A 25,202-nucleotide genomic window follows, 5' to 3' on the forward strand; every position below is an offset into this window, starting at 1 on the left:
CGGCGGGTCAGCTGCCGCGGGGCACGTAGTTGCCCTCGATGAGCCCGGCCTCGATCTCGAAACGGTTGCGCAGCGGATCCCGTCCCGCGAGCGCGTAGAGCAGGGGCATGAGGAAGCCGTAGCGCTGCCACTGCCGCCGGTGCACGGCCTCGTGTCCGAGGACCACGTCGGTGGGCCGGTCGTCGCCGGTCAGGAAGCATCCGCCGACGCACACGCCCCCGCGGGGGAACGCCCACGCGGGCAGGCCGCGGAACACCCACAGGCCGCCGCGCCTCTCGATGCGCCCGGTGCTCCAGATCGAGCCCCATACCCATCCCACGGTGCACCCGTACCAATAGCCGACGCGGCTGATCGGGGAGTCGAGCAGGATGCCGGGGATGAACCGGTCGAGACGGCGACCCCGAGCCACGGCGCGATCGGCGCGCTCGCGCCAGCCGGCCGGCGGGCGGGGGATCGGGCTCACGCGAGCGCTCCGATCAGACGGAGGATGGTGCCCAGGTCGTCGACGGCCGCCGCGGGACTCGACGGCGAGAACTCGGTCAGCGTGGCCCCCGCGAGCGGCAGGCGTTCGCGCAGACGGCGGACGGATGCCACGACGTCGGCCGCGCGCGCACCGAACGGCTCGGGCAGGGCGACGCCCGTCATCTCCGCCGGGTCGAGCACGTCGAGGTCGACGTGCACGTGGACCCGCGCGGCGCCGGTCGCGAGGACCGCGTCGGCGAGGGCATCGGGATCCGCCAGGTCGGCAGGGGCGAGGACACGCATGCCGTGCTCCGAGATGTAGCGCTGCTCCTCAGCATCCAGGGCCCGCGTTCCGGCGAGGACGATGCGGGAGGGGGAGATTGCGGGCTCGAGGCGGTGGGGTGACTCGCCCTCGCCGGCGATGGCGCGCAGCACCATGCCGTGGAACGCCCCGCTGGGGGAGGACTCCGGGGTGTTCAGGTCGGCGTGCGCGTCGATCCACACCACCGCCAGGTCGTCGCCCGCGACGGCCGATACGGCCCCGAGTGCGACTCCGCAGTCGCCGCCGATCACCACGGCGGGCCCGTCGGCTCCGCGGACGGCGTCTTCGATGCGTTCGCGCATGCGGACGAGAGCACTGAGACGGTGCACACGCGTGCCCTGTGCGTCTCCGGCCTCGGTCGGTGCGTCGAGCACCGTCGTCGAGGCGCGGGGGAGGTCGCCGGCGATGGCCTCGGCACCGTCGACGAGTTGCATCGCACGCGACGACGAGGAGCCCTGCCACTGCGGGGCGACGATGAATCTGGCCATGGTGTCCTCGCCGGAGACGGGAGCGCGCCGCCCGGTGGACGGACGGCGCGCTCGAGGGTCGATCAGAGCTGGTCGGGGCTGGGGGCGTCGATCGCCGCGCGCTGCGGGCCGCCGACCTTCAGAGCGGCCAGACGCGCCTCGACCTCGGTCAGCTCGCCGACGTCTTCGAGCGCGTTGAACTGCGCGTCGATGCTCGATGCGGCCAGCTCCTGCTTGCCCGCGGCGAGGGCCTCTTCGCGGCGGATCTTGTCTTCGAAGCGCCCGAGCTCGCTGGTGGGGTCGAGGACGTCGATCGACTTGACCGCGTCGTGCACCTTGTTCTGCGCCTCGGCGACCTTGGCGCGGGCCGTGAGCTCGTTGCGCTTGGCCTTGAGCTGCTCGAGCTTGGTCTTCATGCCGTTCAGGCCGTCTTTGAGCTTGTCGACGACCTCGGTCTGCGACGCGATCGTGGGAGCGGCGGCCTTGGCCTCGCCCTCGGCGGTGATCTGACGCTGCAGGGCGATCTTCGCGAGGTTGTCAAACTTATCGGCCTCGCCGACGTTGCCGGCCGCGCGCAGCTCGTCGCCCTTGCGGCTGGCGGCGAGGGCCTTGTTGCCCCACTCGGCCGCGGCCTGGACGTCTTCCTGGTGGTCCCGCTCGAGCAGACGCAGGTTGCCGATGGTCTCGGCGATGGCGGACTCGGCGTCGGCGATCGAGTTCGAGTAGTCGCGCACGAGCTGGTCGATCATCTTCTGCGGGTCCTCGGCCTGATCGAGGAGCGCGTTGATGTTCGCGCGGACGAGGGTCGAGATGCGACCGAAGATGGACTGCTTGGCCATGCGGGGTGTTCCTTCCTGAGGGCGACGATGTCGAGTCTGGTGTCGGATGCTACGAATTCTCTGTGATCGGCGGCTGCGCCGCGAGGGGATCAGCGGCGTCGGCCTCCTCCGCCCCCGGCGCGGCCGCGGCCGCCTCCGCTCGAGAAGCCGCGGCCGCCTCCGCTGCGCGATCGTCCGCCGCCCGAGAACCCGCCGCCGAACCCACCGCCGCCGGAACGCGAACGTCCGCCGGAGAATCCGCCGCCGCCCAGGCCGCTCAGTCCGCCCAGCCCGCCGAGAGTGCCGAGACCGCCGCCCCCGAAGCCGCCACGGCGTCGTCCGCCGCCGGAGAGCGCGTTGATGGCGATGCCGCCGAGGATGGCGCCCATGAGGTCGCCGCCGCCCCCGCTCCCGCCGAACGACCCCACGTCGTTCTGGGCGAGCGAGGCGGCTTCGCCGGCTTTCTGCGCCGCACGCTGGGCCGTCGTCAGCGCCGACGCCGGATCACTCGCCCGCAGCTGCTCGGCCTGCACCAGCGCGGCACCGGCCTCGGCGAGGCGGGTGCGGGCGGTCGGCCCCACGGCGCCTCGCCGCGCCGCGATGAAGTCCTCGGTCGCGCTGACCTGCGCGCGGGCCTGGGCGAGCACGGTGTCGAGCTGGCCTTCGGCGCGTCGGCGGCGCTCCGCGGCGTCGCGCGCCGCGTCGAGCACGCCGTCGATGGTGGCGTTCGCCTGCTGCAGTCCGTCGACCGCGCGCAGCGGGCTCGGACGCTCGGCCGAGAAGAGCGCACGCGCGGCGTCGAGCTGCGAGCGCGTCGATGCGGCCGCGGCGGCGACCCGGCCGTCGGGGTCGGGCAGGGCCTCGGCGGCGACGAGGTCGCCCTCGATCTCGGCGACGAGGGCCCCTGCGCGCCGAGCGGCGTCATCGAGGGCGGTGCCGAGGGTGGTGATCGCCTTCTCGAGCGTGTCGGCCTGGGCGACGGCTGCCTGGGCGGCGCGGATGGCGACCGCCGCTTCGCCGGCGCGTCCCGCGGAGAGGGCGGCGTCGGCCTCCGTCTCCTGGGCGGCGGCGAGGTCGAGACGCGAGCGGGCCTGGGCGGGATTGTCGGCGACGGGGCTGAGCGCGTCGTCGGCGAAGCGGGCGCGCAGCCGTTGCAGCTCGAGCTCCGCCGCGGCGAGGGCGGAGGCGACGGCCTCGCGCCGGGTGCGGGCGGTCTGCAGGGCGGCCGGGGCGTCCGCTTCGAGGGCGCGGAGCTCGTCGAAGGCCGCGACTCTGGCATCCAGGGCCTCGTCGGCGCTCTGGCACAGGCGCAGGATCTCGGCGTAGCCGGCTCGTCGCTGATCGGGGGTCTCAGGGGTGTCGTCGTCGAGCTGCTGCTGCAGGGCGAAGGCCCGGTCGAGGTCGGCTTTGGCCTGAGCGAGGGTGTCGGCGAACGGGGCCGCGGCCTCGTCGCCGAACTGGGCGCGGGCGAAACCGAGCTCCTGCTCGCTGGTCTTCACGGCGTCGTCGGTCGCGACGAGCGCCGAGCCTGCGCGCCGGGCGAGGTCGTCGACGCTCTCCGCGGGCGGCGTCGCGGTGGCCGCCGACCGGTGCTTGCGGAGGAAGAGCCACAGCAGCACGCCGGCGATGGCCAGCAGGAGCACCGCGACGAGGATGATCGGCCCGAGGGCGGGCCCGCTGTCGGTGGCGGGAGTCGGAGGGGGAACGGGCATGTTGCCCCCGGCTTGCGCGTGCGCGGTGCGGATGCCGTCGGCGGCGGCGATCGCCGCGCCCGCGTCGTCTCCGGCCTCCAGTGCCGGCTGGATGCGTTCCTGCTCGATCGACGTCAGCTGGGCGGCCGAGAGCTCCCCGTCGTCGACGTCGCCGGAGAGGTAGAACGAGAACGTGTCACCGTCGATGGCGATCGCGAGCACGTACTGGTGCGGTCCGAGCTTGTTCTGATTGGCCGTGTCGTTCGCCCAGTCCTGCGCGTCGGCGGGATCGGTGAAGGCGTCGACGAAGACGACCCACAGATCGAGGTCGGTCTGCTCCGACAGCGCCACCAGCCGCGACTGCACCTCTGCCTCCTGCGCATCGGTGAGCGCGTCGATGCGGTCGACGACGTAGCTCGAGCCGAGGGAGGGAGGGGGGACGGCGACCGCGGCGAGCGGCACCCCCAGGATCGCGACGAGCGTCAGGAAGGCGACGGCGACCGCCCGGACCACTTTCGGCACCCGCATGCATCCCCCTTCGGTGCGCAACGGATCCACCCTATAAACGACCGCCGACACCGGGATAGGCGCGGCGCGTCCGCTGCCGGCGGACAGGCGCGACGCCTAGGCTCGAACGCTCGGAGGTACACCACCATGGACGACCGGTACGGAACGGACGTGCTCGCCCGCGGATGGCGCGACGCCGGACGCGTCAAGGCCGCCGAGGTCGCGGCATCCGCGGATCTCGTCGTGGAAGTCGCGGGCGACGGCTACGTCGGCGCGGTGACGCGGGTCGAGGGCATGAACGTCGAGCTCGAGGACCGGTTCGGCAAGCGCCGCCTCTTCCCGCTCGGCGGGGGGTTCCTCGTCGACGGCAAGCCCGTGGTGCTCACCGCGCCCGCCGCGGCACCCAAGGGGCGCACGCGCACCGCCTCCGGTTCGTTCGCGGCGCACGACCAGCGCGCCCGCACCGCCCGCGCGAGCCGCATCTTCGTCGAGGGAAAGCACGACGCCGAGCTCGTCGAGAAGGTCTGGGGCGCAGACCTGCGCGCCGAGGGCGTCGTGGTCGAGTTCCTCGAGGGCGTCGATCTGCTCGAAGAGAAGCTGGATGCCGAGCCCCCGACCGCAGAGCGCCGCTACGGCGTGCTCGTGGACCACCTCGTCCCGAACTCCAAGGAGTCGCGCATCGCCGAGAAGATCGCGCGCGGCCGCCACGGCGCCCACGTGCGCATCGTCGGCCACCCCTTCGTCGATGTGTGGCAGTGCGTCACCCCGCGCGCCCTCGGCATCGCCGCTTGGCCCGAGGTGCCCCGCGGGATCGAGTGGAAGGTGGGCGTGTGCCGCGCCCTCGGCTGGCCCGCCGAGGAGCAGGCCGACACCGCCCGCGCCTGGCAGCACATCCTGTCGAGGGTCACCACGTTCCGCGACCTCGAACCGGCCCTGCTCGGCCGCGTCGAGGAGCTCATCGATTTCGTGACCGTCCCGTGAGCGGCCGCAAGGTGCCCGTGCGCCACACCCCCGAGGGGCAGCCGAATACCCTGGATGCCATGGACTCCGCCCCCGTGTTCCGAGACAAGCCGGTGTCGTTCGTGCGCCGCAGCGGCCGCATGTCGGAGGCGCAGGACCGCGCGTGGGCCGAGCTCTCGCCGTTCTACCTGCTGCCGGTCGAACGCGCCGCCGCTGCCACGAGCGTGAAGGCCGGCACCGCGGTCGACCTCGCCGCCGTCTACGGTCGCGCGGCGCGCCTGGTCGTCGAGATCGGCTCGGGGCAGGGACACCAGATCGTCTCGGCCGCAGCCGCCCATCCCGACGCGGACTTCCTGGCCGTCGAGGTCTTCACCGCGGGACTCGCCCGCACGATGCTCGACGCCGACCGCGAGGGCGTGAAGAACCTGCGCCTGGTCGAGGCCAACGCGCCGGAGGCACTCGAGCATCTGTTGCCCGCGGCAAGCGCCTCCGAGCTCTGGGTGTTCTTCCCCGACCCCTGGCACAAGAACAAGCACACGAAGCGCCGCCTCGTCGCCCCCGACTTCGCGCGCATCGCCGCCCAGGCGCTCCGCCCCGGCGGCACCCTGCGCCTCGCGACCGACTGGCAGGACTACGCCGACCAGATGCGCGAGGTGCTCGACGCCGCGCCCGGGTTCGAGCGGGCGTTCGCGGGGGAGTGGGCGGAGCGCTTCGAAGGGCGCGTGCTCACCGCGTTCGAGCGGAAGGGGCTGCGGGTCGGCCGCGACATCCGCGACCTCACCTACACGCGGGTCTCGCCGTGACCGCGCACACCGCGGTGCCGGTCCGCGAGCGTTCCACGTGGACGCCGAAGCTCCTCCCGGCGCTGTTGGTGTGCCTCGCCGCCCCGGTGCTGTTCGTCGTGCAGGTCGTGTGGCTCGGGTGGGTCCTGCTCGCTCTCGCCGTGGCATCCGCCGTTCTCGTGGATCGCCGCAACGGCGTCGCCCTCGCCCGCTCCGATGAGCCGAGCATCGCCCGCGACGTCTCGCTCGTCGCGATCGGCCAATTCATCGTCAGCCTGATCCCGCTGCACGCCGAGCTCGACAACGCGGCCTTCGTGCGGTTCACGCTCGCTCTCGGCGGGGCGGCCGTCGTGCCGTACGTGATCTCGCGCTTCGTCTACCGGGATCGCGCGATCGCGTTCCCCTGGCGCGGCGGCGGACGCTGGACCTGGTGGCAGTGGGCGTGGCTGGCCGGCGTCATCGTGCTCGGCTACCTGATCCTGCCGTTCTACTTCATCACCTCCGGTGTCTACATGAACTGGCCCGAGGTGACGACGCCGGAGCTCATCGCGCGGCTGTTCGTCGGCGTCGGCGCGGTCGGCATCTGGGACGAGCTCTTCTTCATCTGCACGGTCTTCGTGCTGCTGCGCCGGCACTTCCCCGACCTGACGGCGAACCTGCTGCAGGCCATCGTGTTCGTCTCGTTCCTGTGGGAACTCGGCTACCAGGCCTGGGGACCTCTGCTCACGATCCCGTTCGCGATCGTGCAGGGCTTCCTCTTCCTCAAGACCCGCTCGCTCTGGTACGTCGTGACGGTGCACCTGCTCTTCGACGCCGTGGTCTTCGGCGTGCTCGTCCACGCCCACAACCCCGGCGCGGCATCCATCTTCCTGATCTGAAGCCGGATGCCGGGAGCCCGCCTGCGGCCGAGGCCCGGGCGGCCCGGTGTGAACGCTCCGGCGTGGGGGAAACGCCCGGCCGGAGCGTTTCCCCCACGGGGCGGCGTTCACTCGAGTCGTGCTGCACGGGTCCTGCCCAGGCGCGGACGCTAGCCTGGGCACCGGACGCCCACCGCGCCCCCGGACGAGGGATCAGTACCCGGACAGCGACAAGACTGGCCAAGGAGCTGCATCGTCATGTCGTGGATCATCCTCATCCTCTCCGGTGTCCTCGAAGCCGTCTGGGCCACCGCCCTCGGTCGGTCGGAGGGCTTCACCAGGCTCTGGCCGAGCGTGATCTTCGGCGTGGCCCTGGTGGCATCCATGGGTGGGCTCGCCGTGGCGATGCGCGAGATCCCCACCGGCACGGCCTACGCGGTCTGGGTCGGGATCGGGGCCGCGCTGACGGTCGTGGTCGCCATGGTGACCGGCACCGAGGCGGTCTCGGTGGTGAAGGTGCTCCTGGTGCTCGGCCTGGTCGGCTGCGTGGTCGGCCTGAAGCTCGTGGGCGACACCCACTGACCTGGGGTTTCCGCAGAAGTCAACCGGATGGAACGGTCAGTTTGATCCGGTACGATCACGCCCAATTGCACTTCTCCGGGCCAGACACCGTCGTCACTCGCCCTCGTCTTCCCCTGTGAAAGGTTCCGAGTGAGCGCACCGCCGAGCGAGCTTGTCACCCCGACGCAACCGTCGAGGGTCATCGGGCGTCCGTCGCGACGTCTCGATCGTCTGCGCGAATCCCGCGTCGGTCGCGCGCTGCGGCAGTACGGCAGTGACGTCCTGCGCCGGCCCGAGGGCATCGTCCCCATCGAGCGCGGGGCCTTCACTCGCATCCTGATCCTGTGGGCGATCGCGCGCACGGTGAACTTCGGGCTCCTGTGGGGCTTCTACTCGATCGCGAAGGCGGCGCGCTGGGGCTTCGGCCCCGACAGCGAGCGTCTCGGCACGTTCTTCGACTACCTCACCGGGTGGGATGCCGATCGCTACGGCCAGATCGCCGCCCAGGGCTACCCGATGTCGCTGCCGATGAACGTCTCGGGCGACATCCTCCCCAACAACTGGGCGTTCCTGCCGGTGTTCCCCACGATGGTGCGCGTCATCTCGGGCACGACCGGTCTCGGCTGGCAGCCGGTCGCCATCCTGTTGAGCCTCGGGGCCAGTCTCGGCGCCACGTGGCTGCTGTTCGTCCTGCTGCGCACCGTCGCCAAGCCGCAGCCGGCGTGGTGGGCCGTGGTGTTCTTCTCCTTCGCGCCGATGTCGTTCCTCTTCGTGATCGGCTACAGCGAGGGCCTGTTCATGCTGCTGATGTTCGCCGGCATGCTGCTGGCGATCAAGCGGCGCTATCTGTGGATCCTGCCCATCGGCCTCATCACCGCGTACACGCGGCCGGGCGTGCTCGCCCTGGGCCTGGCCCTGGGCATCGTGTTCCTCGTGCGCTTCTTCCGCCGTCGGGTCGACCCGTTCCCGGTCCGCGAATGGGCGTCGCTCATGGCATCCGGGCTGGTCATCGCGGTGGCGGGGCTCTCCTGGAACCACATCGCCCAGTTCGTCACGGGAACGCACAACGCCTACATCCGCACCGAGCTCGGGTGGTGGCTCGACTACGTCGGCAACGACGAGTTCACGCCCTTCACTCCGTGGTTCCGTCAGGCGGGTACGCACCTGGGTGTCGTCGGCATCGTGCTGGTGATCGCCCTCATCGTGGCGTTCCTCGCGCTGATGTGGTCGCGGCCCGTCCGCAAGCTCGGCCTCATGGTCGTCGCGTACGGCTTCAGCTACGGCGTGTACATCTTCGCGGTGTTCCTGCCCCAGCAGAGCACGTTCCGTCTGCTCATGCCCATGGCGCCGCTCATGGGCGACGAGCGATGGTCGTCGACGCCGCGCCGGCGCACCGCCATCCTCGTCGGCTGCCTCGTGCTGCAGGCCGTCGCGATCCTCCTGCTGTGGACGCGCGGCAACCCGTGATCCTCGCCTGAACGGCGGAAGGGGGCGGTGCCGATCCGGCATCGCCCCCTTCCGCGTGTGTTCGGATTCAGTCGGGCCGTCCGCCCGGGTCGACCGCGTCGACCACGGCCTCCTCGACCGCGTTGTCGGCGACCGTCTCGGCCGAGCCGATCGCCTCGTCGTCGTCCTCGGCGAAGGCGCCGGCTGCGTCGGACCCCTTCGCTTCGTCGCCGACCCCGCCCGCCGGGGCGGGCTGCGTCTCGGGCGGGAGGGGGACGGTCGGTTCGGACGGCGCCGGCGTGGTCGGCTCCGCGGGAGTCGGTGCGCTGGGCTCGGACGGGGTCTGGGGGAAGGTCGGGGTGCTCATGCCGCGACTCTGCGCTACGCGGCCATCGCGCGCGAGCCCCTTCCTCTCCCGGCCGTCCCGGTGTAACCCGCAGCCGCTAGGCTCGTCGGCGAGAACACCAGGGGGATGCCGTGTCGACTGCGCACGATGTGACCAGGCGAGACGCGATCGCTCAGTACCGTCTCGTGGGCGAGCCGTCCGAGCCCGACCTCCAAGGGCTCGTCGAACTCGCCGCGACCGTGTGCGGGGTCCCCACCGCCGTCATCAACATCATCGACGACCGGATGCAGCATCAGGTCGCCGCCGTCGGCATCCGGGCTGCGTCATGCGAGCGCGAGGACTCGATGTGCGCGGCCGTCATCTCCCAGCCGGGCCGCGTCGTCGTCGCCGACGCCCGGCTCGATGACCGCTTCGCCCTCAATGCCTTCGTCACCGGCGAGGTCGCGAACGTGCGCTTCTACGCCTCCAGCCCGCTCATCACGCCGTCGGGAGTGGCGATCGGCACGCTCTGCGTCTTCGACGACGAGGTGGGGGAGCTCTCGGATGCCAGCGCTCACGCGCTCGACCTGCTCGCCCATCAGGTGATCGACGTGCTGGAGCTGCGCCGCGTCCAGCGCGACCTCGTCGAGTCGAACCAGCAGCTGGAGAACTTCGCGACCCAGGTCAGCCATGACCTGCGCAACCCGCTCACGGCGTTGACGGGTTTCCTCGAGCTCGCCGCGGACAGCCCCGAGATGGCCGACGCCCCGCGCGCGGCGCAGTCCCTCGCCCGCGCCGAAGCCGCGGCCGGTCGGATGACGTCGATGGTCACCGACCTGCTCGACTTCGCCCGGATAGGCGGCGCCCGCCCCCATATGACGCAGGTCGACGTGGCCGAGACCGTCGACGCGGTGCTCGAAGACCTCGACGGCGCGCTGGTGCGCACGGGCGCGGAGGTCACGGTGGTCGCCTCGACGTTCGTCCGGGGCGACGACACCCTGCTGCGCGTCCTGCTGCAGAACCTCATCGCCAATGCCGTCAAGTTCACCGTCGCGGCCGAGAAGGTGCCCGACGTCCGAGTGAGCGTCGAGACCCTGCCCGACGGCTGGCGGATCAGCGTCGACGACAACGGCGATGCGGTGCCGACGGAGTTGCGCGAGCGCGTCTTCGAGCCCATGCAGCGCGGGCACGGCGCCGACGTGCAGGGCATCGGCATCGGCCTCGCGACATGTCGACGTATCGTCGAGGCGCACGGCGGGACGATCGGTCTCGACGCCTCCCCGGCGGGTGGGACGCGCGCGTGGTTCGTCCTCCCCGCGGCCGCGTGAGCCGACCGCGGCGCCGATATCGGCCGAGGCGCTGAGGCGCAACCACCGCGACGGATGTCGGAGGCGGACCGTAGCGTGAGGGCTGTCGGGGAAGTCCTCGGCATCCGTCCGCATCCGAGACGACGAGGAGGAGCGACGCATGGCCCGCAACGTCCGTCTGCTGCACTGCACCCCGGAAGACGTCTTCCGCGTCCTCGAGAACGGCTGGCTCTACCCGTTGTGGGTGGTCGGCACCTCGCGGATGCGCGATGTGGGGGAGTCCTGGCCCCAGGTGGGGGCGACGCTGCACCACTCGTTCGGGTCGTGGCCCCTGCTCGTGAACGACACCACGATCATGCGCGTCTGGGATCCGCCGCATCGCGCGGTCCTGGAACCGCACGGCGGCCCGATCGGCGTCGCGCGCGTCGCCATCGACGTCAAACGACGGGGCGAGGGATGCGTCGTGCGCATCCAGGAGGAGCCCGTCACGGGGCCGACCCGGCTGTTGCCCGACACCGTCTTCGATGCCATCACCCGCTGGCGCAACGCCGAGACGCTGCACCGTCTCGCCTACCTCGCGGAGGGCGGCGCACCCGGCACCGAGGGCGGTGCCGACGCGATCGGCCACGAGTCGACCGCCGAGAGGGAGCCGATCCGACGATGAGCGAGACCTACGACGCCGTCATCGTCGGTTCCGGTCCGAACGGCCTGGCCGCTGCCGTCACCCTCGCACGCGCCGGGCTCTCGGTCGGCGTCTACGAGAAGGCGCCGACCTTCGGCGGAGCCGCGTCCACCGCGGAGCTGACGCTCCCGGGCTTCCACCACGACGTGGGGTCGGCGGTGCACCCCCTCGCCCTCGAGTCGTGGTTCTTCCGCGAGTTCGGTCTCGACCGTCGCGTTCCCCTGATCGTGCCCGAGGTGTCGTACGCGCACCCGCTCGACGGGGGGCGCGCCGCGCTGGCGTTCCGCGATCTCGCGCGCGCCGCCGACGGTCTCGGCGTCGACGGGCCCGCCTACGAGCGGCTGATGCGCCCGCTCGTCGATCATCTGCGCGGCGTCGCCGACTTCACGGGGAATGCGCTGCTGCGCATCCCCGGCGACCCTCTCGCGGCGTTCTTCTTCGGCATCCGGGCCCTCGAGCAGGGCGGTCCGTGGTGGAACGCGCGCTTCCGCGAGGAGGCCGTGCCGAGCATGATCACGGGCGTGTCCGCGCACACGATCCTTCACCAGCCGAGCCTCGCGGCCGGGGGAGCGGGTCTGGTGCTGGCCACCTACGGGCACGGTCGCGGGTGGCCGATCCCGGTCGGCGGCAGCCAGGCGATCGCGGATGCGATGATCGCCGACATCCGTGCGCACGGCGGCGTCCTGCACGCGGGGGTCGAGGTGACCTCGCTCGACGAGCTCCCCCCGTCGCGTGCGGTCCTGCTCGACACCACCCCGCGAGCGTTGATCCGCCTCGCCGGAGACCGGATGCCGGCGGCATACCGCCGAGCGCTGCAGCGGTTCCGGTACGGCGGGGGCGTGGCGAAGGTCGACTTCGCGCTGTCCGAGCCGGTGCCGTGGGCCGATCCCGACGTCGCGCGCGCCGGGACCGTCCACATCGGCGGTACCCGGGCCGAGATCGCCGCGGCCGAGAACGCGGTCGCGCGCGACGAGCTCCCCGACGCCCCCTATGTCCTCGCCGCTCAGCCGACATTGTTCGACCCCACGCGCGCGCCCGCGGGCAAGCACGTGCTGTGGGCGTACACGCACGTGCCGTCCGGGAGTCCGGCCGACCGCGAAGAGGCCATCGTGCGGCAGATCGAGCGTTTCGCGCCGGGTTTCCGCGACACGATCCTCGCCTCGAGCTCGCGCACCGCGGTCGACATCGCCACGTGGAACCCCAACTTCCCGGGCGGTGACATCTCCGCCGGTGCCCCCACCCTGACGCAACTGCTCGGCCGGCCGGTGTACAGCCCCGACCCCTGGCGCACCCCGATGAAGGGCGTGTACCTGTGCTCTTCGTCGGCGAGTCCGGGGCCCGGCGTCCACGGTCTTGCCGGGTGGCAGGCCGCGCTGAGCGCCCTGCGCCACGAGTTCGGAACGCGCCTGCGTCCCGATCTCGCCCCCCGCGGCGACCAGCTCCTCCCCGCGGCGCGCTAGCCGTGCCGGAGGGCGACAGCGTCTATCGCCTCCGTCAGTGGTTGGATGCCGCGACGACCGGCGCCCGTGTGGCCGATGGGGAGGTGCGCTCCGGCAACGCCGCCGGTCTCTCCCTCGCCGGCCGCACGATCGTCGGCTACGACACGCACGGAAAACACCTGCTCACGCGCTTCGATGAGGGCGACACGCTGCACACGCACCTGCGCATGCAGGGATCGTGGACCATCACGCGAGCCGGCAGATCCCTTCCGACCGCGGTCCGGGAGAAGGCCCGCGTGCGCCTGCGACTCGACGACGGGCGGGAGGTGTGGGGACTGGATCTGCCGGTCGTCGAGCTCGTGCCGACCGCGCGCGAACGCGACGTCGTGGGGTACCTCGGTCCCGATCCGCTCCGCGCGGACTGGGATGCCGCGGAGGCCGTGCGCCGGCTGACCGAACGCCCCGATCGCCCGTTCGTGGCAGCGCTCCTCGACCAGCGTCGGGTGGCGGGGCTCGGCAACCTCTGGGTGAACGAGCTCGCCTTCCTGCGCGGCATCCACCCCTTCGCGCCGATCGGTGCGACCGATCTGGACGCCCTCGTGACGCTCGCGGCTCGATGCCTTCGCGTGTCGGCGACGGTCCCGGGGATGTACCAGGTCACCACGGGGGATCGTCGTCGGGGCGCCTCGCACTGGGTGGTCGGCCGCGCGGGGCGTCCGTGCCTGCGCTGCGGAACGCGCGTCCGCGTGCGCGACGAGGTGGCGAACGACCCGGAGCAGCGCCGCACGTGGTGGTGCCCGCGGTGTCAGCCGATGCCGGCGAACGTCGATGTCGGAACCCCGGAGTAGAACGGAACGATGGCCGTCGAACGGGAGAACCTTCTGCGCGTCACGCGCATCTACGCGGAGGACGCCGCGCTCGAACTCGAGCGCGGACGGGAGATCGTCGCGCGCTGGCCCGACGCCGACATCGTTCCGGTCGCCTCGCACTGGCAGATCCCCGAGGTTCACGGCGATGAGACCAACGTCGCCCGCTGGGTGCGCATCAAGACCGGAGCGCTCGTCTTGGGCGTGAAGAAGAGCGTCACCACGCGCGTGAACGGCCGCTCGGCGGACTTCATCGCGCCGTCGCTGTCGAACGGCTGCGCGATGGCGTGCTCCTACTGCTACGTTCCGCGCCGCAAGGGCTACAGCAACCCCATCACGGTGTTCGCGAACATCGACCAGATCACGCGTCACCTCGCGCGCCACGTCGCGGCCCGGGGGCCCAAGACCGAGCCGAACCAGTGCGACCCCGACGCCTGGGTGTACGACATCGGCGAGAACGGCGACTGCTCCGTCGACGCGCTCCTCAGCGAGAACGTCCGCGACGTGTGCGATCTGTTCCGCATGACGCCGACCGCGAAGGCGTCGTTCGCGACGAAGTTCGTCAACCGCGATCTGCTCGAGTGGGATCCCGCGGGCCGCACACGCATCCGCTTCTCGCTCATGCCGGCGGGCACGGCGCGCGTCACCGATCTGCGCACCTCGCCGATGGCGGAGCGCATCGCCGCGATCAACGACTTCGTCGATGCCGGGTACGAGGTGCATGTCAACTTCTCGCCGGTCATCCTCACCCCGACGTGGCTCGCCGACTGGGAAGAGCTCTTCGAGCAGCTCGACGCGGCACTGCATGCGCGGGCCAAGGCCCAGCTGGCCTGCGAGGTCATCTTCCTCACGCACAACGAGGGCCTGCACGAGGTGAACCTCGGCTGGCACCCCAAGGGGGAGGAGCTGCTGTGGACACCCGCCGCGCAAGAGGAGAAGCGCTCGCAGAACGGCGCGGTCAACGTCCGCTATCGGCATCCCCTCAAGGCGCAGAGTGTTGCGGCTCTCACCGATCTCATCGCCCGGAAGCTTCCGTACTGCCGGGTGCGCTACGCCTTCTGACGCGCAGACGCAGCAGCCGGCGCGCTCCCGTCGGGAGCCGCGCCGGCCGTCCAGGCGGTCTCAGCCGATGTCGCCGGTGGGGGAGTCGCTCGTGGTCGCGGCCTCGTCGGCGTCGCGCTGCGCGGCCGCACCCTCCTCGGGCGACTCGCTGCCAGCGCCGTTCGACTGCTCGTCGGGAGCGGCGCCGGAGTCTCCGCTTCCGGGGTGTCCGTTGTCGATCGTCATGGGGTCTCCATCCGTTGGTGAAGCGCCGACGGTGTCACGTCCGAACCGTGACGTCCAGGGGGTCGACGGCGATCAGAGGGGAGTGACGCCGTAGCGAGCGGCGAACTCGGCGCTCGCCGCGTCCTCGAAGTCGTCGGCGTCGTCGCGCAGCTCGACATCGTTCACGTCGTTCACAGGTACGGCGCCAGGGCGCCCGCGGTGAGAGCGAAGGCGAGGGCGGTGCCTCCGACGGCGGTTGCCGCAACGACCGAAACGCGCTCGGCGCGCCGGCGACGCGACACGTTGGCGGGGTGCATCGTCGAGCGCAGCGACGCCTTCGCGGCATCGAGGCTGTCGTAGCGGCCGATGGGGATGCCGTGCGCGTCGCGCGACACGAACCCGCCGGCGACCGCGTCGACGCAGCCGTCGTATTCGCCGCCGCGGTGGGCGACCCAGAAGCCGGTGTCGACCTTCGCCCACAGCACCCGGGCAGGGGCGAGCGTCGGCACGACGGGAAGAGTGGGAGCGCTCATGTCAGGCGGCGACCGAGAGCGAACGGCGGCGGGTCGCAGCGGGGGTGCGCGCGGGTGCCACACGGTTCGGGTGAGCCTCGGGGATCTCGACCCGCAGGTCGACGACGAGTCCCGCCGAGGAGTTCGCCATCTCGGCCATGCTCTTCAGCGTCGTCGCGTCGAGGGTCTCGGGCTCCGCCGAATCGAACACGAATCGCAGGGGGATGGCCGGCTGCAGCCAGAGGGTGGAGCGGCCGGGGGTGCCGTCGACGTGCGTCCAGCTCAGGGTGAAGCTCTCGCTGCGGCGGAGCTTGGTCGTGGTCACGACCTTGAGGTGCGAGAGGAGACGGTCCGGGATGCGGATCGGTTCGGTCGACGTGCCGTAGAACAAGTGGCCCATGGGAACTCCCTTCGTGAGCGATTAGCTGTGTGTAGAACATACTCGCTTAGTAACTAGTTTGTCTAACTATTATTAACGAGGTATAGTCGGCGGACGAGCGGGGAGGAGTGTGTCATGACCGACGTCGAAACCACGTCCCGCGGACTCACGAGCACGGGACCCACCGAAGAGGTCACCTACTGGTACGGCGACGAGCCGACCGATCGCCGACGGCGGAGCAAAGCCGTCCTCGAAGCGCTGCGCATCTACCGGGCGGCCGAGGTCGCCATGCGACGCCGCACCCGCGACTCCATGGCGATGGGGGAGAACGAGCTCCTCGTCCTGCGCTATCTGCTCCGCGACCCCACTCGGCGGGTGCGCCCGGGGGAACTGACCCGGTACCTCGGGCTCTCGACCGCGTCGACCACGGCGATCCTGGACCGCCTGGAGCGATCGGGCCACATCACGCGTGCGGCGAACCCCGAGGATCGTCGCAGCATCTTCATCCAGGCCACCCCGCGCGCCGACGAGGAGGTGCGACAGACCCTCGGCAACATGCACGACCGCATGCTCGCGGCCGTGATCGACATGTCGCCCGAGGAGTCCGCGGCCGTCGTCGCCTTCCTGCACCGCATGAGCGACGCCGTCGACGGAGTGGCGGTCGACAAGCGGGCGGTCGATTCCCCGTGATCTACGTGCTCGTCGGCGGACCGCGCGACGGACAGCACGTGGATGACCTTCCTCGCGGTTACCGCCTCTCTCTGACCGATCCTCAGCCGGAACCGTTCGCCGAGTTCGACACCGTTCGCGCGGTCTGGTTCGAACTCGACGAGTCGATGTTCCGTTCGGCGCAACGCCGCGACTGACGCGTATCCCACGCGCGCGGCCGGGGCAACCCGCCCCACCCTTGCCGGGTGGGACCGCAGAGTGGGGGCATGCGATGCGTGACCTATGCCGGCGAAACCGTGACGACCACCGACGACGTGGCCGCGTCACTCGTGGAGCTGACCGCGGCAGTGGCGAAAGAGGGGCAGGCCGAGGCGGTCAGCATCCCCATCGTCACCGGCGACAAGAAGGTCGCCCAGGCGGAGCTGGTGATCGGCGTGGGCAATGATGTGCTGTCCGCGCCCGTCGACTGGCACGACGAGGAACCGGACTTCGCTCACGCGGCCGCCGAGTTGAAGAACCACCGCCTGTTCCCGCGCCCTCACCTGCGGGCGGTCGAGCCCACGTCCGACGTGGATGACGACGAGCCCATCGACTGGGACTTCGACCAGCCCACGCAGGCCTGATCGCCACCCGATTCAGCCCACGAGCCGGTCGAGCGAAAGACGGCGGATGCCGCCGAGCCGGCGATCGTGCTGCACACGTTGCGCCGGATCGTCGCCGTGGACGGCGACGGCACCGGATGCCACGATCCCGACCGTGCGATTGTGGCATCCTCCGTTCACCGTCGGGAAATAGTCCTCAGGGATGATGTGCGACGACCGGCCGTCGGTGAGGCTGGAGGAGTGCTCGCAGCCGCGCGAGCCGGACGCTTCCCCTCGGAGTGGAGACCATGTCGCCCGACCAGCTGCGAATCGCCCCGACGACCGACGCCACCGACGGCCGAGAACGTCAGCGCCGGAGTATCCGTCATGCGCAGGCGCAGCTCGCCGCCTTCGTGCGCAGCTCAGCCGACGACGTCGCCGAGGCCGCCCATGCCGCCGAAGCGGCGCTGCGCAGCGCACTGTCGTCGGGGGCGGGAGTGGAACGGGTGTCGGCGGAGCTGGAGGTCAGTCCTCGCGCTCTGCGAGCGATCGCCGATGGATCGGTGCCGTTGCGCAGCCTCCACCCCGACGACCGCCTGCGCTTCGCCTGAGCCTGCGCGCCGGTCGAGCCGTTCGGCTCGGGCCGGTCCGCGGAGGCCGGTCCTGTCAGGCCAGGCGCTCGGGACGGTACTTGTCCTCGCTGAAGCCGATGACGAGATATCCGATGACGTAGAAGATCACCAGCAGGAACAGCGAGAACACCCACCCGTGGCCGAATGCCCGGCCCACGCGGATGTGCACGATCACGTGGAAGACGAGGTTCACGATCGGCACGAGGTAGAGCAGGGTCAACCACCCCGAGAAGCCGGCGATGCGCACCATGACGACGAGGTTGACGATCGGGATGATCGCGAGCCACCCGGCGTGCCCGGCTTTGGCGAAGACGCGCCACAGCGCGACCACCATGAGGACGTAGATCGCGAAGGCGATCAGAGAGTTCGTGGCGCTCAGCGCGAAGATCGACGTCTGGTCGGTGATAGACGAGGGCGAGGAGGTCAGCATGCGCTCATCGTAGGGGTTCTCCCAGCCGACGCTCAGGTTGGCCGCCCGCACGGCACGCCATGGTCGGGCGGGTTTACGCTCTCAACGAGGAGGCGGCCGAATGGGCGAGCGCAAGTTCGAGTGGGGCGGGCTGAGCGCCGACCGCGCCGATTACGTCACGGCCGCCGAGGCGCTCGCGATGCTGGAGGTCCTCGTCGTGGCCCAGGCCGATCTCGAGGTCGCCACCGAGTTGCGCGACGGCGCCGCATGGGCCCGCTTCTCGCGCGGGCCGCGGTGGGCGCTCGTATCGACCCCCGGCTCGCGGTGGTTCTCGGTCGAGACCGACACGGGTCACCGCATGCAGCTCGTCGACGCGTCGTCGTCGAAGGACCAGAGCGCGCAGTTGCTCGCCGTCTACGTGGACGTGGCGGAGGCCTACGTGCGCTCCGACGTCGCCCCCGTGCCGGGTCGAGGGCTGGGCGGGTCGGTCGTCACCGTCGATGTCGACGGGCGCGAGGTGCTGCTGCACCTTCCGATCTCCCGACGGGTCCGGGGGATGTTCCGGCACTAGGCCGACGCGCCACCCCGGTCAACCCGGTGCGCCGGGCCGGGGCGGGTTGCGACGCTGGTGATCTCGACGAAGGGAACACCATGAGCGACCCGCAGCACACCCCGGCCGACGACGCGTCCGACCTCGGAGACGACCCCACGGTCAAGCCGAGCCAGGAGAACGACGTCGACGAGGCCTCCAAGGCACCGTCCGCCGACGACCCGAACGCCGATCACCAGGCGAGCGGCATCGGCGTCATCGGCGACGAGTGATCCGGATGCCACGGATCGGCGTCGTGCTCCGCGTCGTCGGTCCGTGGCCGTGCCCGCGGAGCCGTGGCTGCAGCGACGCCCGGCCGTCGGGACCGCCGCCGGTGCGGTGATAGCCTGGACCGGTCCGCCTCCGTAGCTCAGGGGATAGAGCGTTGGTTTCCGGTACCAAAGGTCGCAGGTTCGATTCCTGCCGGGGGCACATGTGACGAAGGCCGCGGTCGATGACCGCGGCCTTTCTGATTTCCGGGGCCGTCAGCCCTCGTCGGTCGGCGCGCCGGTCGGCTCGGCGTCCTCGACGAGGTGCCGCGAGCCGAGTTCGTCGGCGGTGGCGCGCCCCTGGTCGACGGCTTCCTCCTTGCTGGAGAAGCTCGCCGACAGCTCGGGTCGGCCCTCCACCGCGTTCTCCCACTGGCCCCGGTTCGATCTGGTCGTCACGTCGTTCTGGCTCATGGCATCCAGCAGACACCGGTCGTTCTTCGCGCGGTGCGGGGTTGACACGTGAAGGGGCGGGCGGGCGGGCGACAGGGTCTTTCACCCCTCACGTCACCTCCCGAGGCGGTGTCCGCGGATGCGGCCATGCCCGGGCGGCGGAGGCCCGGCACGGCGTCGCGGCGTCGTCGTCAGGGGCGCTCGGCGATCAGCCCGGCGTCGCACAGCGCCGTCAGGGCGGCACGGACGGCATCTCCGGCGTCTCCGCCGCGCGGTTCGCCGTGCGCGTGCACCGCGGCAGCCACGAGGTCGTCGAACGAGGCGCCGTCGGCTGCCCGCCAGAGCACCGGTCCGATCCCGTCGACGAGGTGGATCGTCGTCTCGTCGTCCGGTGCGCGGCGCAGCAGCGCGAGACGCGCGCCCGAGAGAGCCACGGCATCCACCACGGGCGTGCGGGTGAAGCCGCTCGCGCCTCGGGTGGCCTCGGCGCGTTGCGAGACGATCGGCTCGCGTGACGCCGGCCGTGGCGCGGCGAACAGATCGCGGATGAGGGGAAGCACGTCCGCGGCTTCCGCGTAGCGCAGACGCAGCGCTCCGCCGACCGCGCTGACGTGGCCGATCAGCGTCTCCAAGGGACGCGGCAAATCGGCGAGATAACTGCACTGCGGCGCGATCGCTGCCACGGCATCCGCGATGTCGAGGGGCTCGAGGGCGGCCTGGGTGCTCCGCGGCTGACGATCGAGCACCACGACGGCGTGCAGGCGGAGCGGGGTGGGCGGAAGATCGCGCAGACCGAGACCGCGGGGCGACACCTGCTTCTTGGCGCGGCCGGCGCCGTCGACGATCGACAGAGGTTTGCGGTAGGGCAGGACGCTCCCGTCCGGTGCGACGCCGACGCTCTCGTCGCTCACGTAGGCGTAGTCGCGCGCGAGGCTCGACATGAGGGTGGTCTTGCCCATCCCCGACCGACCCGAGAACAGCACGACGCGTCCGTCGTCGTCGGCGATGGCGCCGGCATGGACGAGCCACAGGTCTCCACGCCGCGCGGAGAGGGCGGAGAGCGTCACCTGGGTCGACAGGTCGGACATGGTCTCGTCGGAGAGGAAGCGCGGGCGCGGGGAGACGATCGCCGCAGCGAGCGTGGCTTCGTCGTGCCGGGCCCCGGACCAGGCTTCTCCGATCGAGACGCGGTCGGCGGGGGGCACGCCGTCGAGGTCGATGCGCACGGTCACCCCGAGGGCGTCGACATGCAGATGATCGGCTTCGCCGGTACGACTCGGGAGGGGCTGTTCGCGGGACATCGTCGGTCAGTCTCCCGGGGCGCGGGATGGTCGCGGGTCGCGGCACCGCGTCGGGGGCGGGTGAAAGACGCGTCCACCGGATCGGGCATCGCCCGTTCCGACCTCTTGTCAAGACCTGCCGCTCTTTCGCGGACGGTTGGGATGCTGAGACCTTCCGTCGAAAGGATCTGCCATGAGCATCGGAGCCGGCATCGCGCTGTTCGTCATCGGCGCCATCCTCGCCTTCGCCGTGAACCTGCCCAACGACTACGTCAGCTTGAGCATGGTCGGCTACATCATGATGGGAGCCGGCGTCGTCGTGTTCCTGATCGGCGTCGTGCTGCTCGTGCGTCGTCGGCAAACCGATACGGTCACCCGCACCGAAGGAGTGGGGGGCGCCCAGGTCACCCGCTCGACCACGCGCTCGTCCAACGACGACCTCGTCTGAGTCCACCGGGGTCGCCACCCCGGAGGTACACCCATGACCGAACCGACGCGCACCGTCGCCGACGACTCGCCCGCGGGCGACCTGTTCGACGGACGCTACCGCCTCGGCCGTCTGCTCGGCCGGGGCGGTTACGCGCGCGTGTACGAGGCGGTCGATACCGCTCTCGAGCGCACCCTCGCCATCAAGGTCATCGACGGGGACGGTGCCGATCCCTCCGACGTCGCCCGCGTCCGGTCGGAGATCCGCCTGCTCGCCTCGCTCTCGCATCCGTCGCTCGTCACCCTCTATGACGCACGGCTCGACGCGACGCCCGCCTATCTGGCGATGGAGCTGATCGCGGGCCCGACGCTCACCGACCTCATCGCGCGGGGTCGTCTCGGCGGGCCCGAGGCCGCGCGCGTGGGGCGCGAGGTCGCGGAGGCGTTCGCCGTGATCCACGGCCGAGGGATCGTGCACCGCGACGTGAAGCCGTCGAACATCCTGATGCGACCCGCCGCGCACACGGGGGAGACCCCGCGGGCGACTCTCGCCGACTTCGGCATCGCCTCGCTCGTCGGGGCCACCCGCGTGACACGGGCCGACACCGTGATCGGAACGGCCGCTTACCTGAGCCCCGAACAGGCGCGCGGGATGCCGGCCGCACCCCCGAGCGACGTGTACGCGCTCGGACTCGTGCTGCTGGAGGCCCTGACCGGTTCACGCCCGTTCGGCTCCCGCACCCCGCATGAAGCGCTCGCCGCCCGGCTCGTCTCCCCGCCTGAGATCCCCGCGCACATCCCCTCCGGGTGGCGGGACGTGCTCGAGCGGATGACGGCCATCGACCCCGCCGAACGACCGGATGCCGCGGGCGTCATCGTCGCGCTGCGCACGTTGTCGAACGTGGCGGTGCCCGCCCCGGGAGGGGGAACGACCGCGCGTATGCCGGCGGTGTCCGGAGCCACCGCCCCGACGCGCGTCTTCGACGCCTCGACGCCGGGGGGATCCCCGGTGCCCCGTTCGCGGCGTCGTCCGTCTCGACGTGCTGTGGTGGTGGCATCCGTCGTCGCCGCCGTCCTCGCCACGGGGGGAGTGACCGCCGCCGTGGCAGCCGGAGCCGGGGGAGCCCCCGAGCCCGATCTGCCCGCACTGCCCCAGCCGCTCGATCAGCACGTCGACGACCTGTGGAAGGAGGTCGGGGAATGATCCGTCGCGCTTCCCTCGCCGGCGTCGTGGCCGTGGCCGCAGCCCTGGCCCTCGCCGGCTGCACCCCGCCCGCCGCGCCCACCGCGTGGCAGCAGAACGTGCAGACGATCGCGGAGCAGGCGTCGGCCGGCGACTACGCCTCGGCGCTCGCGAGCCTCGACGCGCTCGAGGCCGAGGTCACCGCCCGCCGCGACGCGGGGGAGATCACGGCCGAGGAGGCGGACGCCATCCTGACGCGCATCGCGACGGTCCGTGCCGATCTCACCGGTCTGGTCCCCACCCCCACACCCACGCCCGAGCCCGAGCCTGCGCAGACGACCGAGCCCGCACCCGACGACCAGCAGGACGTCGTCGACGACGGCACGGATGACACCGGCGGAGGCGGGAACGGCGGGGGCCCGTCCGACAAGAAGCCGGGCGACGAGAAGGGGCCGGGGAACGGCAAGGGGCCGGGCAAGAAGGACGGGTGAGCATGCCGGCGGCGGCGTGTCGCGGAACAGGTGCGCGGGGATGGCCCCCACGCCCGCGCGCCGTGCGAGGATTGCCCGGTGCCGCGCCGCGTGACCGCTGAACTGGACCTCGATCTCGGGGCATCCGTCGACCTCATCTTCCAGATCTCCGCCGCCCAGGGGGTCCCTCTGCTGAGCGAGGACCTGACGTTCTCGCAGGGTGATCGCGTGTACACGCCCACCGAGATCGTCGACCAGTCCGGCAGCCGCCTTCACCGCGTCACCGGCGAGCAGGGCCCCCTGACGGTGCGGTACGACGCCGTCGTCGCCGGTCCCGCGCAGAGCCCCCGCACGAGCGACCTCGAGACCATCACCTACCTGCGCCCGAGCCGCTACTGCCAGTCCGACGAGGTGTTCTCGCAGGCACGTCGCCAGTTCCGCGGGCTCTCCGGTGAAGAGCTGCTGACCGCGGTGTCGTCGTTCGTGGCATCCACCGTCACCTACACCCCGGGCCTGAGCCTCGGCACCGACAGCGCGGTCACGACGCTCATGACCGGCCAGGGCGTGTGCCGCGACTACGCCCACGTCGTCATCGCGCTCCTGCGGGCGATGGACATGCCGGCGCGGTATGCCGCGTGCTACGCCCCCGGCCTCGAGCCGATGGACTTCCACGCCGTCGCCGAGGCCTACATCGACGGCGCCTGGTACGTCGTCGACGCGACCCGTCTCGCGGATCGCCGCTCGCTCGTCCGCATCGCGACGGGGCGCGACGCCGCCGACTGCGCCTTCCTCAGCTACCACGGGGGATACGTGGGGCTGGAACGCCTGCACGTCGACGCGGTCTTCGACGACGAGACCCCGGATGCCACGACCCCCGACGACCACGCCGCGCTGGTGCAGATCGGCTGACGCGCTCCGCGGTCGCCTCCGGCGGTTCGTCGTCACGGAGGGGGTCCCGCCCCGCTCCGCCTAGACTTGCAGGGTTATGGATCCCGCAGCCCTCTCCGCAGCCCTCCTCGCCGTCATCGCCCCGCTCGCCGAGGCGCGACGAGAGGGCTCCTCGGCGGGGATCACCGCCGCCGACCTCCCGCTGGAGCGGCCGAAGAACCGCGACCACGGCGACTGGGCGTCCAACGCGGCGCTCAAGCTGTCGAAGGTCGTCGGAGCGAACCCGCGCGAGTTCGCCGCGGAGATCGCCGCCGGTCTCGAGGCGGTCGACGGCGTCGCGAGCGTCGAGGTCGCCGGCCCCGGCTTCATCAACATCCGACTGGATGCCGCTGCCGCCGGCGCGCTCGCGAAGGTCATCGTCGAGCAGGGCGCCGCGTTCGGAACGAACGACTCCCAGCGCGGGAACACCATCAACCTCGAGTTCGTCAGCGCGAACCCGACCGGACCCCTGCACATCGGCCACACCCGGTGGGCGGCTCTCGGCGATGCCATCGCCCGCGTGCTGCTCGCGAGCGGTGCGACGCTCGTCCGCGAGTTCTACATCAACGACGCCGGCGCCCAGATGGAGCGCTTCGGCCGCTCCGTCGTGGCCGCGGCGCACGGCGAGCCGACCCCCGACGACGGATACGGGGGCGCGTACATCGGAGCGCTCGCCGAGCGGGTGCTGGCGGAGCGCCCCGACCTGCGCGATCTCGATCGCGCCGAGCAGGTGGCCGTCGCCACCGAACTGGCCTATCGCTTCCAGCTGGGCGAGATCCAGGCCTCTCTCGAGCGCTTCAACGTCCACTTCGACGTCTGGTTCTCCGAGCGCACGCTGCACGCGCACGTCGATGCGCAGCCGAGTCTCGTCGACGAGGCGGTCGACCGTCTGCGCGAACAGGGCCATGTCTTCGACGACGAGGGCGCCGTCTGGGTGCGCACCACCGATTTCGGCGACGACAAAGACCGCGTCATCCGTCGCTCCAACGGGGAGTACACGTACTTCGCCGCCGATGCCGCCTACTACCTCAACAAGGGCGACCGCGGCTTCGCGCACAAGATCTACCTCCTCGGCGCCGATCACCACGGCTACGTCCACCGTCTCAAGGCTCTCGCCGGCGCCGCGGGCGACGACCCCGAGAAGGACATCGAGGTGCTCATCGGACAGCTCGTGTCGATCAACGGTGCCAAGCTGTCCAAGCGCGCGGGCAACATCATCGAGCTCGACGACCTGCAGCAGTGGCTCGGCACCGACGCGCTGCGCTACTCGCTCGCACGGTATCCGGCCGACTCGCCGCTGACGCTCGACCCCGAGATCCTGCAGAAGCGCACCAACGACAACCCGGTCTTCTACGTGCAGTACGCCCACGCGCGCACGCACAACGTCGCACGCAACGCCGCCGACTCGGGTGTCGACCGCTCGGAGTTCGCCCCGGAGCTTCTCGATCACGAGACCGAGTCGGCGCTTCTCGGTGCCCTGCAGGAGTATCCCCGGGTCGTCGCGTTCGCCGCCGAGGTGCGCGAGCCGCACCGCGTCGCGCGCTACCTCGAAGAGCTCGCCGGCCTGTACCACCGGTGGTACGACAACTGCCGCGTCATCCCGCTCGGTGACGCCCCGGTCGAGTCGGTGCACCGCACGCGCCTGTGGCTCAACGACGCCACCGGTCAGGTGCTCCGCAACGGCCTCACGCTGCTCGGCGTCGGCGCTCCGGAGCGGATGTAGTC

At 71.4% G+C, this 25,202-nt stretch carries 32 protein-coding genes, 1 tRNA gene and 1 riboswitch; of the genes, 22 read left to right on the forward strand and 11 right to left on the reverse strand.

The genetic code is table 11. The features are described 5' to 3' along the window. Nucleotides 1–7 precede the first annotated feature (7 nt). The 4 genes from AB0N80_RS11150 to AB0N80_RS11165 all read right to left on the reverse strand — a co-directional run bounded on the left by AB0N80_RS11150 (nt 8) and on the right by AB0N80_RS11165 (nt 4,288). Nucleotides 8–463 (reverse strand): Fe-S oxidoreductase, encoded by a 456-nt coding sequence (locus AB0N80_RS11150; protein WP_315993223.1) that lies wholly within the window; start codon nt 461–463, stop codon nt 8–10. Next, nucleotides 460–1,272 (reverse strand): arginase family protein, encoded by an 813-nt coding sequence (locus AB0N80_RS11155; RefSeq protein WP_315993222.1) that lies wholly within the window; start codon nt 1,270–1,272, stop codon nt 460–462. Before AB0N80_RS11155 ends, AB0N80_RS11150 begins: the two co-directional genes overlap by 4 nt. 62 nt (nt 1,273–1,334) lie before the next feature. Beyond that, complete coding sequence (locus AB0N80_RS11160) at nt 1,335–2,090, reverse strand: PspA/IM30 family protein (RefSeq protein ID WP_315993221.1); 756 nt, start codon at nt 2,088–2,090, stop codon at nt 1,335–1,337. 89 nt (nt 2,091–2,179) lie between these two features. Continuing rightward, on the reverse strand, nt 2,180–4,288 hold the full coding sequence (locus AB0N80_RS11165) for a TPM domain-containing protein (protein ID WP_363578761.1): 2,109 nt from the start codon (nt 4,286–4,288) through the stop codon (nt 2,180–2,182). A gap of 126 nt (nt 4,289–4,414) precedes the next feature. Between AB0N80_RS11165 and AB0N80_RS11170 the strand changes: the two genes are divergently transcribed. From AB0N80_RS11170 to AB0N80_RS11190, 5 genes are all read left to right on the forward strand, one after another. Then, a complete protein-coding gene (locus tag AB0N80_RS11170; protein WP_315993219.1) occupies nt 4,415–5,248 on the forward strand; it encodes a DUF3097 domain-containing protein in 834 nt (277 codons plus the stop codon). A gap of 59 nt (nt 5,249–5,307) precedes the next feature. Further along, the gene (trmB, locus tag AB0N80_RS11175; RefSeq protein ID WP_363393349.1) at nt 5,308–6,030 is read left to right on the forward strand and encodes a tRNA (guanosine(46)-N7)-methyltransferase TrmB; all 723 of its coding nucleotides are present in this window, start codon (nt 5,308–5,310) and stop codon (nt 6,028–6,030) included. Then, complete coding sequence (locus AB0N80_RS11180) at nt 6,027–6,887, forward strand: CPBP family intramembrane glutamic endopeptidase (protein ID WP_363392831.1); 861 nt, start codon at nt 6,027–6,029, stop codon at nt 6,885–6,887. Before trmB ends, AB0N80_RS11180 begins: the two co-directional genes overlap by 4 nt. Nucleotides 6,888–7,048: 161 nt before the next feature. Next, nucleotides 7,049–7,111, forward strand: a riboswitch (guanidine-III (ykkC-III) riboswitch). Between the two features lie 13 nt (nt 7,112–7,124). After that, nucleotides 7,125–7,448 carry an SMR family transporter gene (locus AB0N80_RS11185; RefSeq protein ID WP_363392828.1) on the forward strand — a complete coding sequence of 108 codons (324 nt, stop codon included), beginning with the start codon at nt 7,125–7,127 and terminating at the stop codon, nt 7,446–7,448. A 129-nt stretch (nt 7,449–7,577) separates the two neighbouring features. Next, nucleotides 7,578–8,894 carry a hypothetical protein gene (locus tag AB0N80_RS11190; protein ID WP_363392825.1) on the forward strand — a complete coding sequence of 439 codons (1,317 nt, stop codon included), beginning with the start codon at nt 7,578–7,580 and terminating at the stop codon, nt 8,892–8,894. Between the two features lie 67 nt (nt 8,895–8,961). On the opposite strand, the gene AB0N80_RS11195 is transcribed toward AB0N80_RS11190, so the two are convergent. After that, nucleotides 8,962–9,240: a hypothetical protein gene (locus AB0N80_RS11195; protein WP_315993214.1), complete on the reverse strand. Its 279-nt coding sequence runs from the start codon at nt 9,238–9,240 to the stop codon at nt 8,962–8,964. A 110-nt stretch (nt 9,241–9,350) separates the two neighbouring features. Here AB0N80_RS11195 and AB0N80_RS11200 point away from each other — a divergent pair, with 110 nt between their 5' ends. The 5 genes from AB0N80_RS11200 to AB0N80_RS11220 all read left to right on the forward strand — a co-directional run bounded on the left by AB0N80_RS11200 (nt 9,351) and on the right by AB0N80_RS11220 (nt 14,554). Continuing rightward, nucleotides 9,351–10,526: a GAF domain-containing sensor histidine kinase gene (locus tag AB0N80_RS11200; RefSeq protein WP_363392822.1), complete on the forward strand. Its 1,176-nt coding sequence runs from the start codon at nt 9,351–9,353 to the stop codon at nt 10,524–10,526. A 139-nt stretch (nt 10,527–10,665) separates the two neighbouring features. Continuing rightward, nucleotides 10,666–11,169: an SRPBCC family protein gene (locus tag AB0N80_RS11205; protein WP_315993212.1), complete on the forward strand. Its 504-nt coding sequence runs from the start codon at nt 10,666–10,668 to the stop codon at nt 11,167–11,169. Continuing rightward, nucleotides 11,166–12,647, forward strand: coding sequence for an NAD(P)/FAD-dependent oxidoreductase (locus AB0N80_RS11210; protein ID WP_363578762.1), 1,482 nt, complete (start codon nt 11,166–11,168; stop codon nt 12,645–12,647). Before AB0N80_RS11205 ends, AB0N80_RS11210 begins: the two co-directional genes overlap by 4 nt. A 2-nt stretch (nt 12,648–12,649) precedes the next feature. Then, nucleotides 12,650–13,474, forward strand: coding sequence for a DNA-formamidopyrimidine glycosylase family protein (locus AB0N80_RS11215; protein ID WP_363578763.1), 825 nt, complete (start codon nt 12,650–12,652; stop codon nt 13,472–13,474). A gap of 9 nt (nt 13,475–13,483) precedes the next feature. Beyond that, entirely contained in the window at nt 13,484–14,554 is a 1,071-nt protein-coding gene (locus AB0N80_RS11220; RefSeq protein ID WP_363578764.1) for a spore photoproduct lyase family protein, read from the forward strand. A 60-nt stretch (nt 14,555–14,614) separates the two neighbouring features. On the opposite strand, the gene AB0N80_RS11225 is transcribed toward AB0N80_RS11220, so the two are convergent. The 3 genes from AB0N80_RS11225 to AB0N80_RS11235 all read right to left on the reverse strand — a co-directional run bounded on the left by AB0N80_RS11225 (nt 14,615) and on the right by AB0N80_RS11235 (nt 15,670). Then, complete coding sequence (locus AB0N80_RS11225; protein WP_315993208.1) at nt 14,615–14,779, reverse strand: hypothetical protein; 165 nt, start codon at nt 14,777–14,779, stop codon at nt 14,615–14,617. Between the two features lie 170 nt (nt 14,780–14,949). After that, entirely contained in the window at nt 14,950–15,291 is a 342-nt protein-coding gene (locus AB0N80_RS11230) for a hypothetical protein (protein ID WP_315993207.1), read from the reverse strand. 1 nt (nt 15,292) lies between these two features. Further along, a complete protein-coding gene (locus AB0N80_RS11235) occupies nt 15,293–15,670 on the reverse strand; it encodes a hypothetical protein (RefSeq protein ID WP_315993206.1) in 378 nt (125 codons plus the stop codon). Nucleotides 15,671–15,784: 114 nt separating this feature from the next. On the opposite strand from AB0N80_RS11235, the gene AB0N80_RS11240 reads away from it, so the two are divergent. The 4 genes from AB0N80_RS11240 to AB0N80_RS11255 all read left to right on the forward strand — a co-directional run bounded on the left by AB0N80_RS11240 (nt 15,785) and on the right by AB0N80_RS11255 (nt 17,510). After that, nucleotides 15,785–16,339: a MarR family transcriptional regulator gene (locus AB0N80_RS11240; RefSeq protein ID WP_315993205.1), complete on the forward strand. Its 555-nt coding sequence runs from the start codon at nt 15,785–15,787 to the stop codon at nt 16,337–16,339. Between the two features lie 38 nt (nt 16,340–16,377). Beyond that, nucleotides 16,378–16,515, forward strand: a complete 138-nt coding sequence (locus AB0N80_RS11245; RefSeq protein ID WP_315993204.1) for a hypothetical protein — start codon at nt 16,378–16,380, stop codon at nt 16,513–16,515. A gap of 69 nt (nt 16,516–16,584) precedes the next feature. Continuing rightward, entirely contained in the window at nt 16,585–16,941 is a 357-nt protein-coding gene (locus tag AB0N80_RS11250; RefSeq protein WP_315993203.1) for a hypothetical protein, read from the forward strand. Nucleotides 16,942–17,207: 266 nt separating this feature from the next. Then, nucleotides 17,208–17,510: a hypothetical protein gene (locus AB0N80_RS11255; protein WP_315993202.1), complete on the forward strand. Its 303-nt coding sequence runs from the start codon at nt 17,208–17,210 to the stop codon at nt 17,508–17,510. A 55-nt stretch (nt 17,511–17,565) separates the two neighbouring features. On the opposite strand, the gene AB0N80_RS11260 is transcribed toward AB0N80_RS11255, so the two are convergent. Then, nucleotides 17,566–17,961 (reverse strand): DUF5684 domain-containing protein, encoded by a 396-nt coding sequence (locus tag AB0N80_RS11260; RefSeq protein WP_363578765.1) that lies wholly within the window; start codon nt 17,959–17,961, stop codon nt 17,566–17,568. Between the two features lie 100 nt (nt 17,962–18,061). Here AB0N80_RS11260 and AB0N80_RS11265 point away from each other — a divergent pair, with 100 nt between their 5' ends. The 3 genes from AB0N80_RS11265 (at nt 18,062) to AB0N80_RS11275 (ending at nt 18,961) form a co-directional block, all read left to right on the forward strand. Next, nucleotides 18,062–18,511, forward strand: coding sequence for a hypothetical protein (locus AB0N80_RS11265; protein WP_315993200.1), 450 nt, complete (start codon nt 18,062–18,064; stop codon nt 18,509–18,511). 80 nt (nt 18,512–18,591) lie between these two features. After that, nucleotides 18,592–18,762 carry a hypothetical protein gene (locus AB0N80_RS11270; RefSeq protein ID WP_315993199.1) on the forward strand — a complete coding sequence of 57 codons (171 nt, stop codon included), beginning with the start codon at nt 18,592–18,594 and terminating at the stop codon, nt 18,760–18,762. 126 nt (nt 18,763–18,888) lie between these two features. Beyond that, nucleotides 18,889–18,961 (forward strand) — tRNA-Arg (locus tag AB0N80_RS11275). A gap of 53 nt (nt 18,962–19,014) precedes the next feature. On the opposite strand, the gene AB0N80_RS11280 is transcribed toward AB0N80_RS11275, so the two are convergent. Both AB0N80_RS11280 and AB0N80_RS11285 read right to left on the reverse strand, forming a co-directional pair. Beyond that, on the reverse strand, nt 19,015–19,212 hold the full coding sequence (locus AB0N80_RS11280; RefSeq protein WP_315993198.1) for a DUF2188 domain-containing protein: 198 nt from the start codon (nt 19,210–19,212) through the stop codon (nt 19,015–19,017). 170 nt (nt 19,213–19,382) lie between these two features. Beyond that, a complete protein-coding gene (locus AB0N80_RS11285; RefSeq protein WP_363392796.1) occupies nt 19,383–20,492 on the reverse strand; it encodes a hypothetical protein in 1,110 nt (369 codons plus the stop codon). 172 nt (nt 20,493–20,664) lie between these two features. Here AB0N80_RS11285 and AB0N80_RS11290 point away from each other — a divergent pair, with 172 nt between their 5' ends. The 5 genes from AB0N80_RS11290 (at nt 20,665) to AB0N80_RS11310 (ending at nt 25,200) form a co-directional block, all read left to right on the forward strand. Continuing rightward, on the forward strand, nt 20,665–20,919 hold the full coding sequence (locus AB0N80_RS11290; RefSeq protein WP_108319361.1) for a DUF6458 family protein: 255 nt from the start codon (nt 20,665–20,667) through the stop codon (nt 20,917–20,919). A 33-nt stretch (nt 20,920–20,952) separates the two neighbouring features. Then, nucleotides 20,953–22,101: a serine/threonine-protein kinase gene (locus tag AB0N80_RS11295; protein WP_363392793.1), complete on the forward strand. Its 1,149-nt coding sequence runs from the start codon at nt 20,953–20,955 to the stop codon at nt 22,099–22,101. Beyond that, complete coding sequence (locus tag AB0N80_RS11300) at nt 22,098–22,571, forward strand: hypothetical protein (protein WP_315993195.1); 474 nt, start codon at nt 22,098–22,100, stop codon at nt 22,569–22,571. Before AB0N80_RS11295 ends, AB0N80_RS11300 begins: the two co-directional genes overlap by 4 nt. 78 nt (nt 22,572–22,649) lie before the next feature. Then, entirely contained in the window at nt 22,650–23,459 is an 810-nt protein-coding gene (locus tag AB0N80_RS11305) for a transglutaminase family protein (RefSeq protein ID WP_363392789.1), read from the forward strand. A gap of 76 nt (nt 23,460–23,535) precedes the next feature. After that, nucleotides 23,536–25,200, forward strand: coding sequence for an arginine--tRNA ligase (locus AB0N80_RS11310; protein WP_315993193.1), 1,665 nt, complete (start codon nt 23,536–23,538; stop codon nt 25,198–25,200). Nucleotides 25,201–25,202: the final 2 nt, after the last annotated feature.

The sequence above is a fragment of the Microbacterium sp. NPDC089188 genome (genome assembly GCF_040685155.1).
GTDB classification, from domain to species: domain Bacteria; phylum Actinomycetota; class Actinomycetes; order Actinomycetales; family Microbacteriaceae; genus Microbacterium; species Microbacterium galbum.

Excerpts from the sequence above, each read along its gene's own strand:
- trmB (WP_363393349.1), top strand. The coding sequence starts at position 5,308 with ATGGACTCCGCCCCCGTGTTCCGAGACAAGCCGGTGTCGTTCGTGCGC.
- AB0N80_RS11295 (WP_363392793.1), top strand. The coding sequence starts at position 20,953 with ATGACCGAACCGACGCGCACCGTCGCCGACGACTCGCCCGCGGGCGAC.
- AB0N80_RS11300 (WP_315993195.1), top strand. The coding sequence starts at position 22,098 with ATGATCCGTCGCGCTTCCCTCGCCGGCGTCGTGGCCGTGGCCGCAGCC.
- AB0N80_RS11310 (WP_315993193.1), top strand. The coding sequence starts at position 23,536 with ATGGATCCCGCAGCCCTCTCCGCAGCCCTCCTCGCCGTCATCGCCCCG.
- AB0N80_RS11290 (WP_108319361.1), top strand. The coding sequence starts at position 20,665 with ATGAGCATCGGAGCCGGCATCGCGCTGTTCGTCATCGGCGCCATCCTC.
- AB0N80_RS11265 (WP_315993200.1), top strand. The coding sequence starts at position 18,062 with ATGGGCGAGCGCAAGTTCGAGTGGGGCGGGCTGAGCGCCGACCGCGCC.
- AB0N80_RS11205 (WP_315993212.1), top strand. The coding sequence starts at position 10,666 with ATGGCCCGCAACGTCCGTCTGCTGCACTGCACCCCGGAAGACGTCTTC.
- AB0N80_RS11220 (WP_363578764.1), top strand. The coding sequence starts at position 13,484 with ATGGCCGTCGAACGGGAGAACCTTCTGCGCGTCACGCGCATCTACGCG.
- AB0N80_RS11185 (WP_363392828.1), top strand. The coding sequence starts at position 7,125 with ATGTCGTGGATCATCCTCATCCTCTCCGGTGTCCTCGAAGCCGTCTGG.
- AB0N80_RS11225 (WP_315993208.1), bottom strand. The coding sequence starts at position 14,779 with ATGACGATCGACAACGGACACCCCGGAAGCGGAGACTCCGGCGCCGCT.
- AB0N80_RS11195 (WP_315993214.1), bottom strand. The coding sequence starts at position 9,240 with ATGAGCACCCCGACCTTCCCCCAGACCCCGTCCGAGCCCAGCGCACCG.
- AB0N80_RS11280 (WP_315993198.1), bottom strand. The coding sequence starts at position 19,212 with ATGAGCCAGAACGACGTGACGACCAGATCGAACCGGGGCCAGTGGGAG.
- AB0N80_RS11270 (WP_315993199.1), top strand. The coding sequence starts at position 18,592 with ATGAGCGACCCGCAGCACACCCCGGCCGACGACGCGTCCGACCTCGGA.
- AB0N80_RS11250 (WP_315993203.1), top strand. The coding sequence starts at position 16,585 with ATGCGATGCGTGACCTATGCCGGCGAAACCGTGACGACCACCGACGAC.
- AB0N80_RS11160 (WP_315993221.1), bottom strand. The coding sequence starts at position 2,090 with ATGGCCAAGCAGTCCATCTTCGGTCGCATCTCGACCCTCGTCCGCGCG.
- AB0N80_RS11230 (WP_315993207.1), bottom strand. The coding sequence starts at position 15,291 with ATGAGCGCTCCCACTCTTCCCGTCGTGCCGACGCTCGCCCCTGCCCGG.
- AB0N80_RS11255 (WP_315993202.1), top strand. The coding sequence starts at position 17,208 with ATGTCGCCCGACCAGCTGCGAATCGCCCCGACGACCGACGCCACCGAC.
- AB0N80_RS11155 (WP_315993222.1), bottom strand. The coding sequence starts at position 1,272 with ATGGCCAGATTCATCGTCGCCCCGCAGTGGCAGGGCTCCTCGTCGTCG.
- AB0N80_RS11210 (WP_363578762.1), top strand. The coding sequence starts at position 11,166 with ATGAGCGAGACCTACGACGCCGTCATCGTCGGTTCCGGTCCGAACGGC.
- AB0N80_RS11260 (WP_363578765.1), bottom strand. The coding sequence starts at position 17,961 with ATGCTGACCTCCTCGCCCTCGTCTATCACCGACCAGACGTCGATCTTC.
- AB0N80_RS11170 (WP_315993219.1), top strand. The coding sequence starts at position 4,415 with ATGGACGACCGGTACGGAACGGACGTGCTCGCCCGCGGATGGCGCGAC.
- AB0N80_RS11235 (WP_315993206.1), bottom strand. The coding sequence starts at position 15,670 with ATGGGCCACTTGTTCTACGGCACGTCGACCGAACCGATCCGCATCCCG.
- AB0N80_RS11240 (WP_315993205.1), top strand. The coding sequence starts at position 15,785 with ATGACCGACGTCGAAACCACGTCCCGCGGACTCACGAGCACGGGACCC.
- AB0N80_RS11285 (WP_363392796.1), bottom strand. The coding sequence starts at position 20,492 with ATGTCCCGCGAACAGCCCCTCCCGAGTCGTACCGGCGAAGCCGATCAT.
- AB0N80_RS11165 (WP_363578761.1), bottom strand. The coding sequence starts at position 4,288 with ATGCGGGTGCCGAAAGTGGTCCGGGCGGTCGCCGTCGCCTTCCTGACG.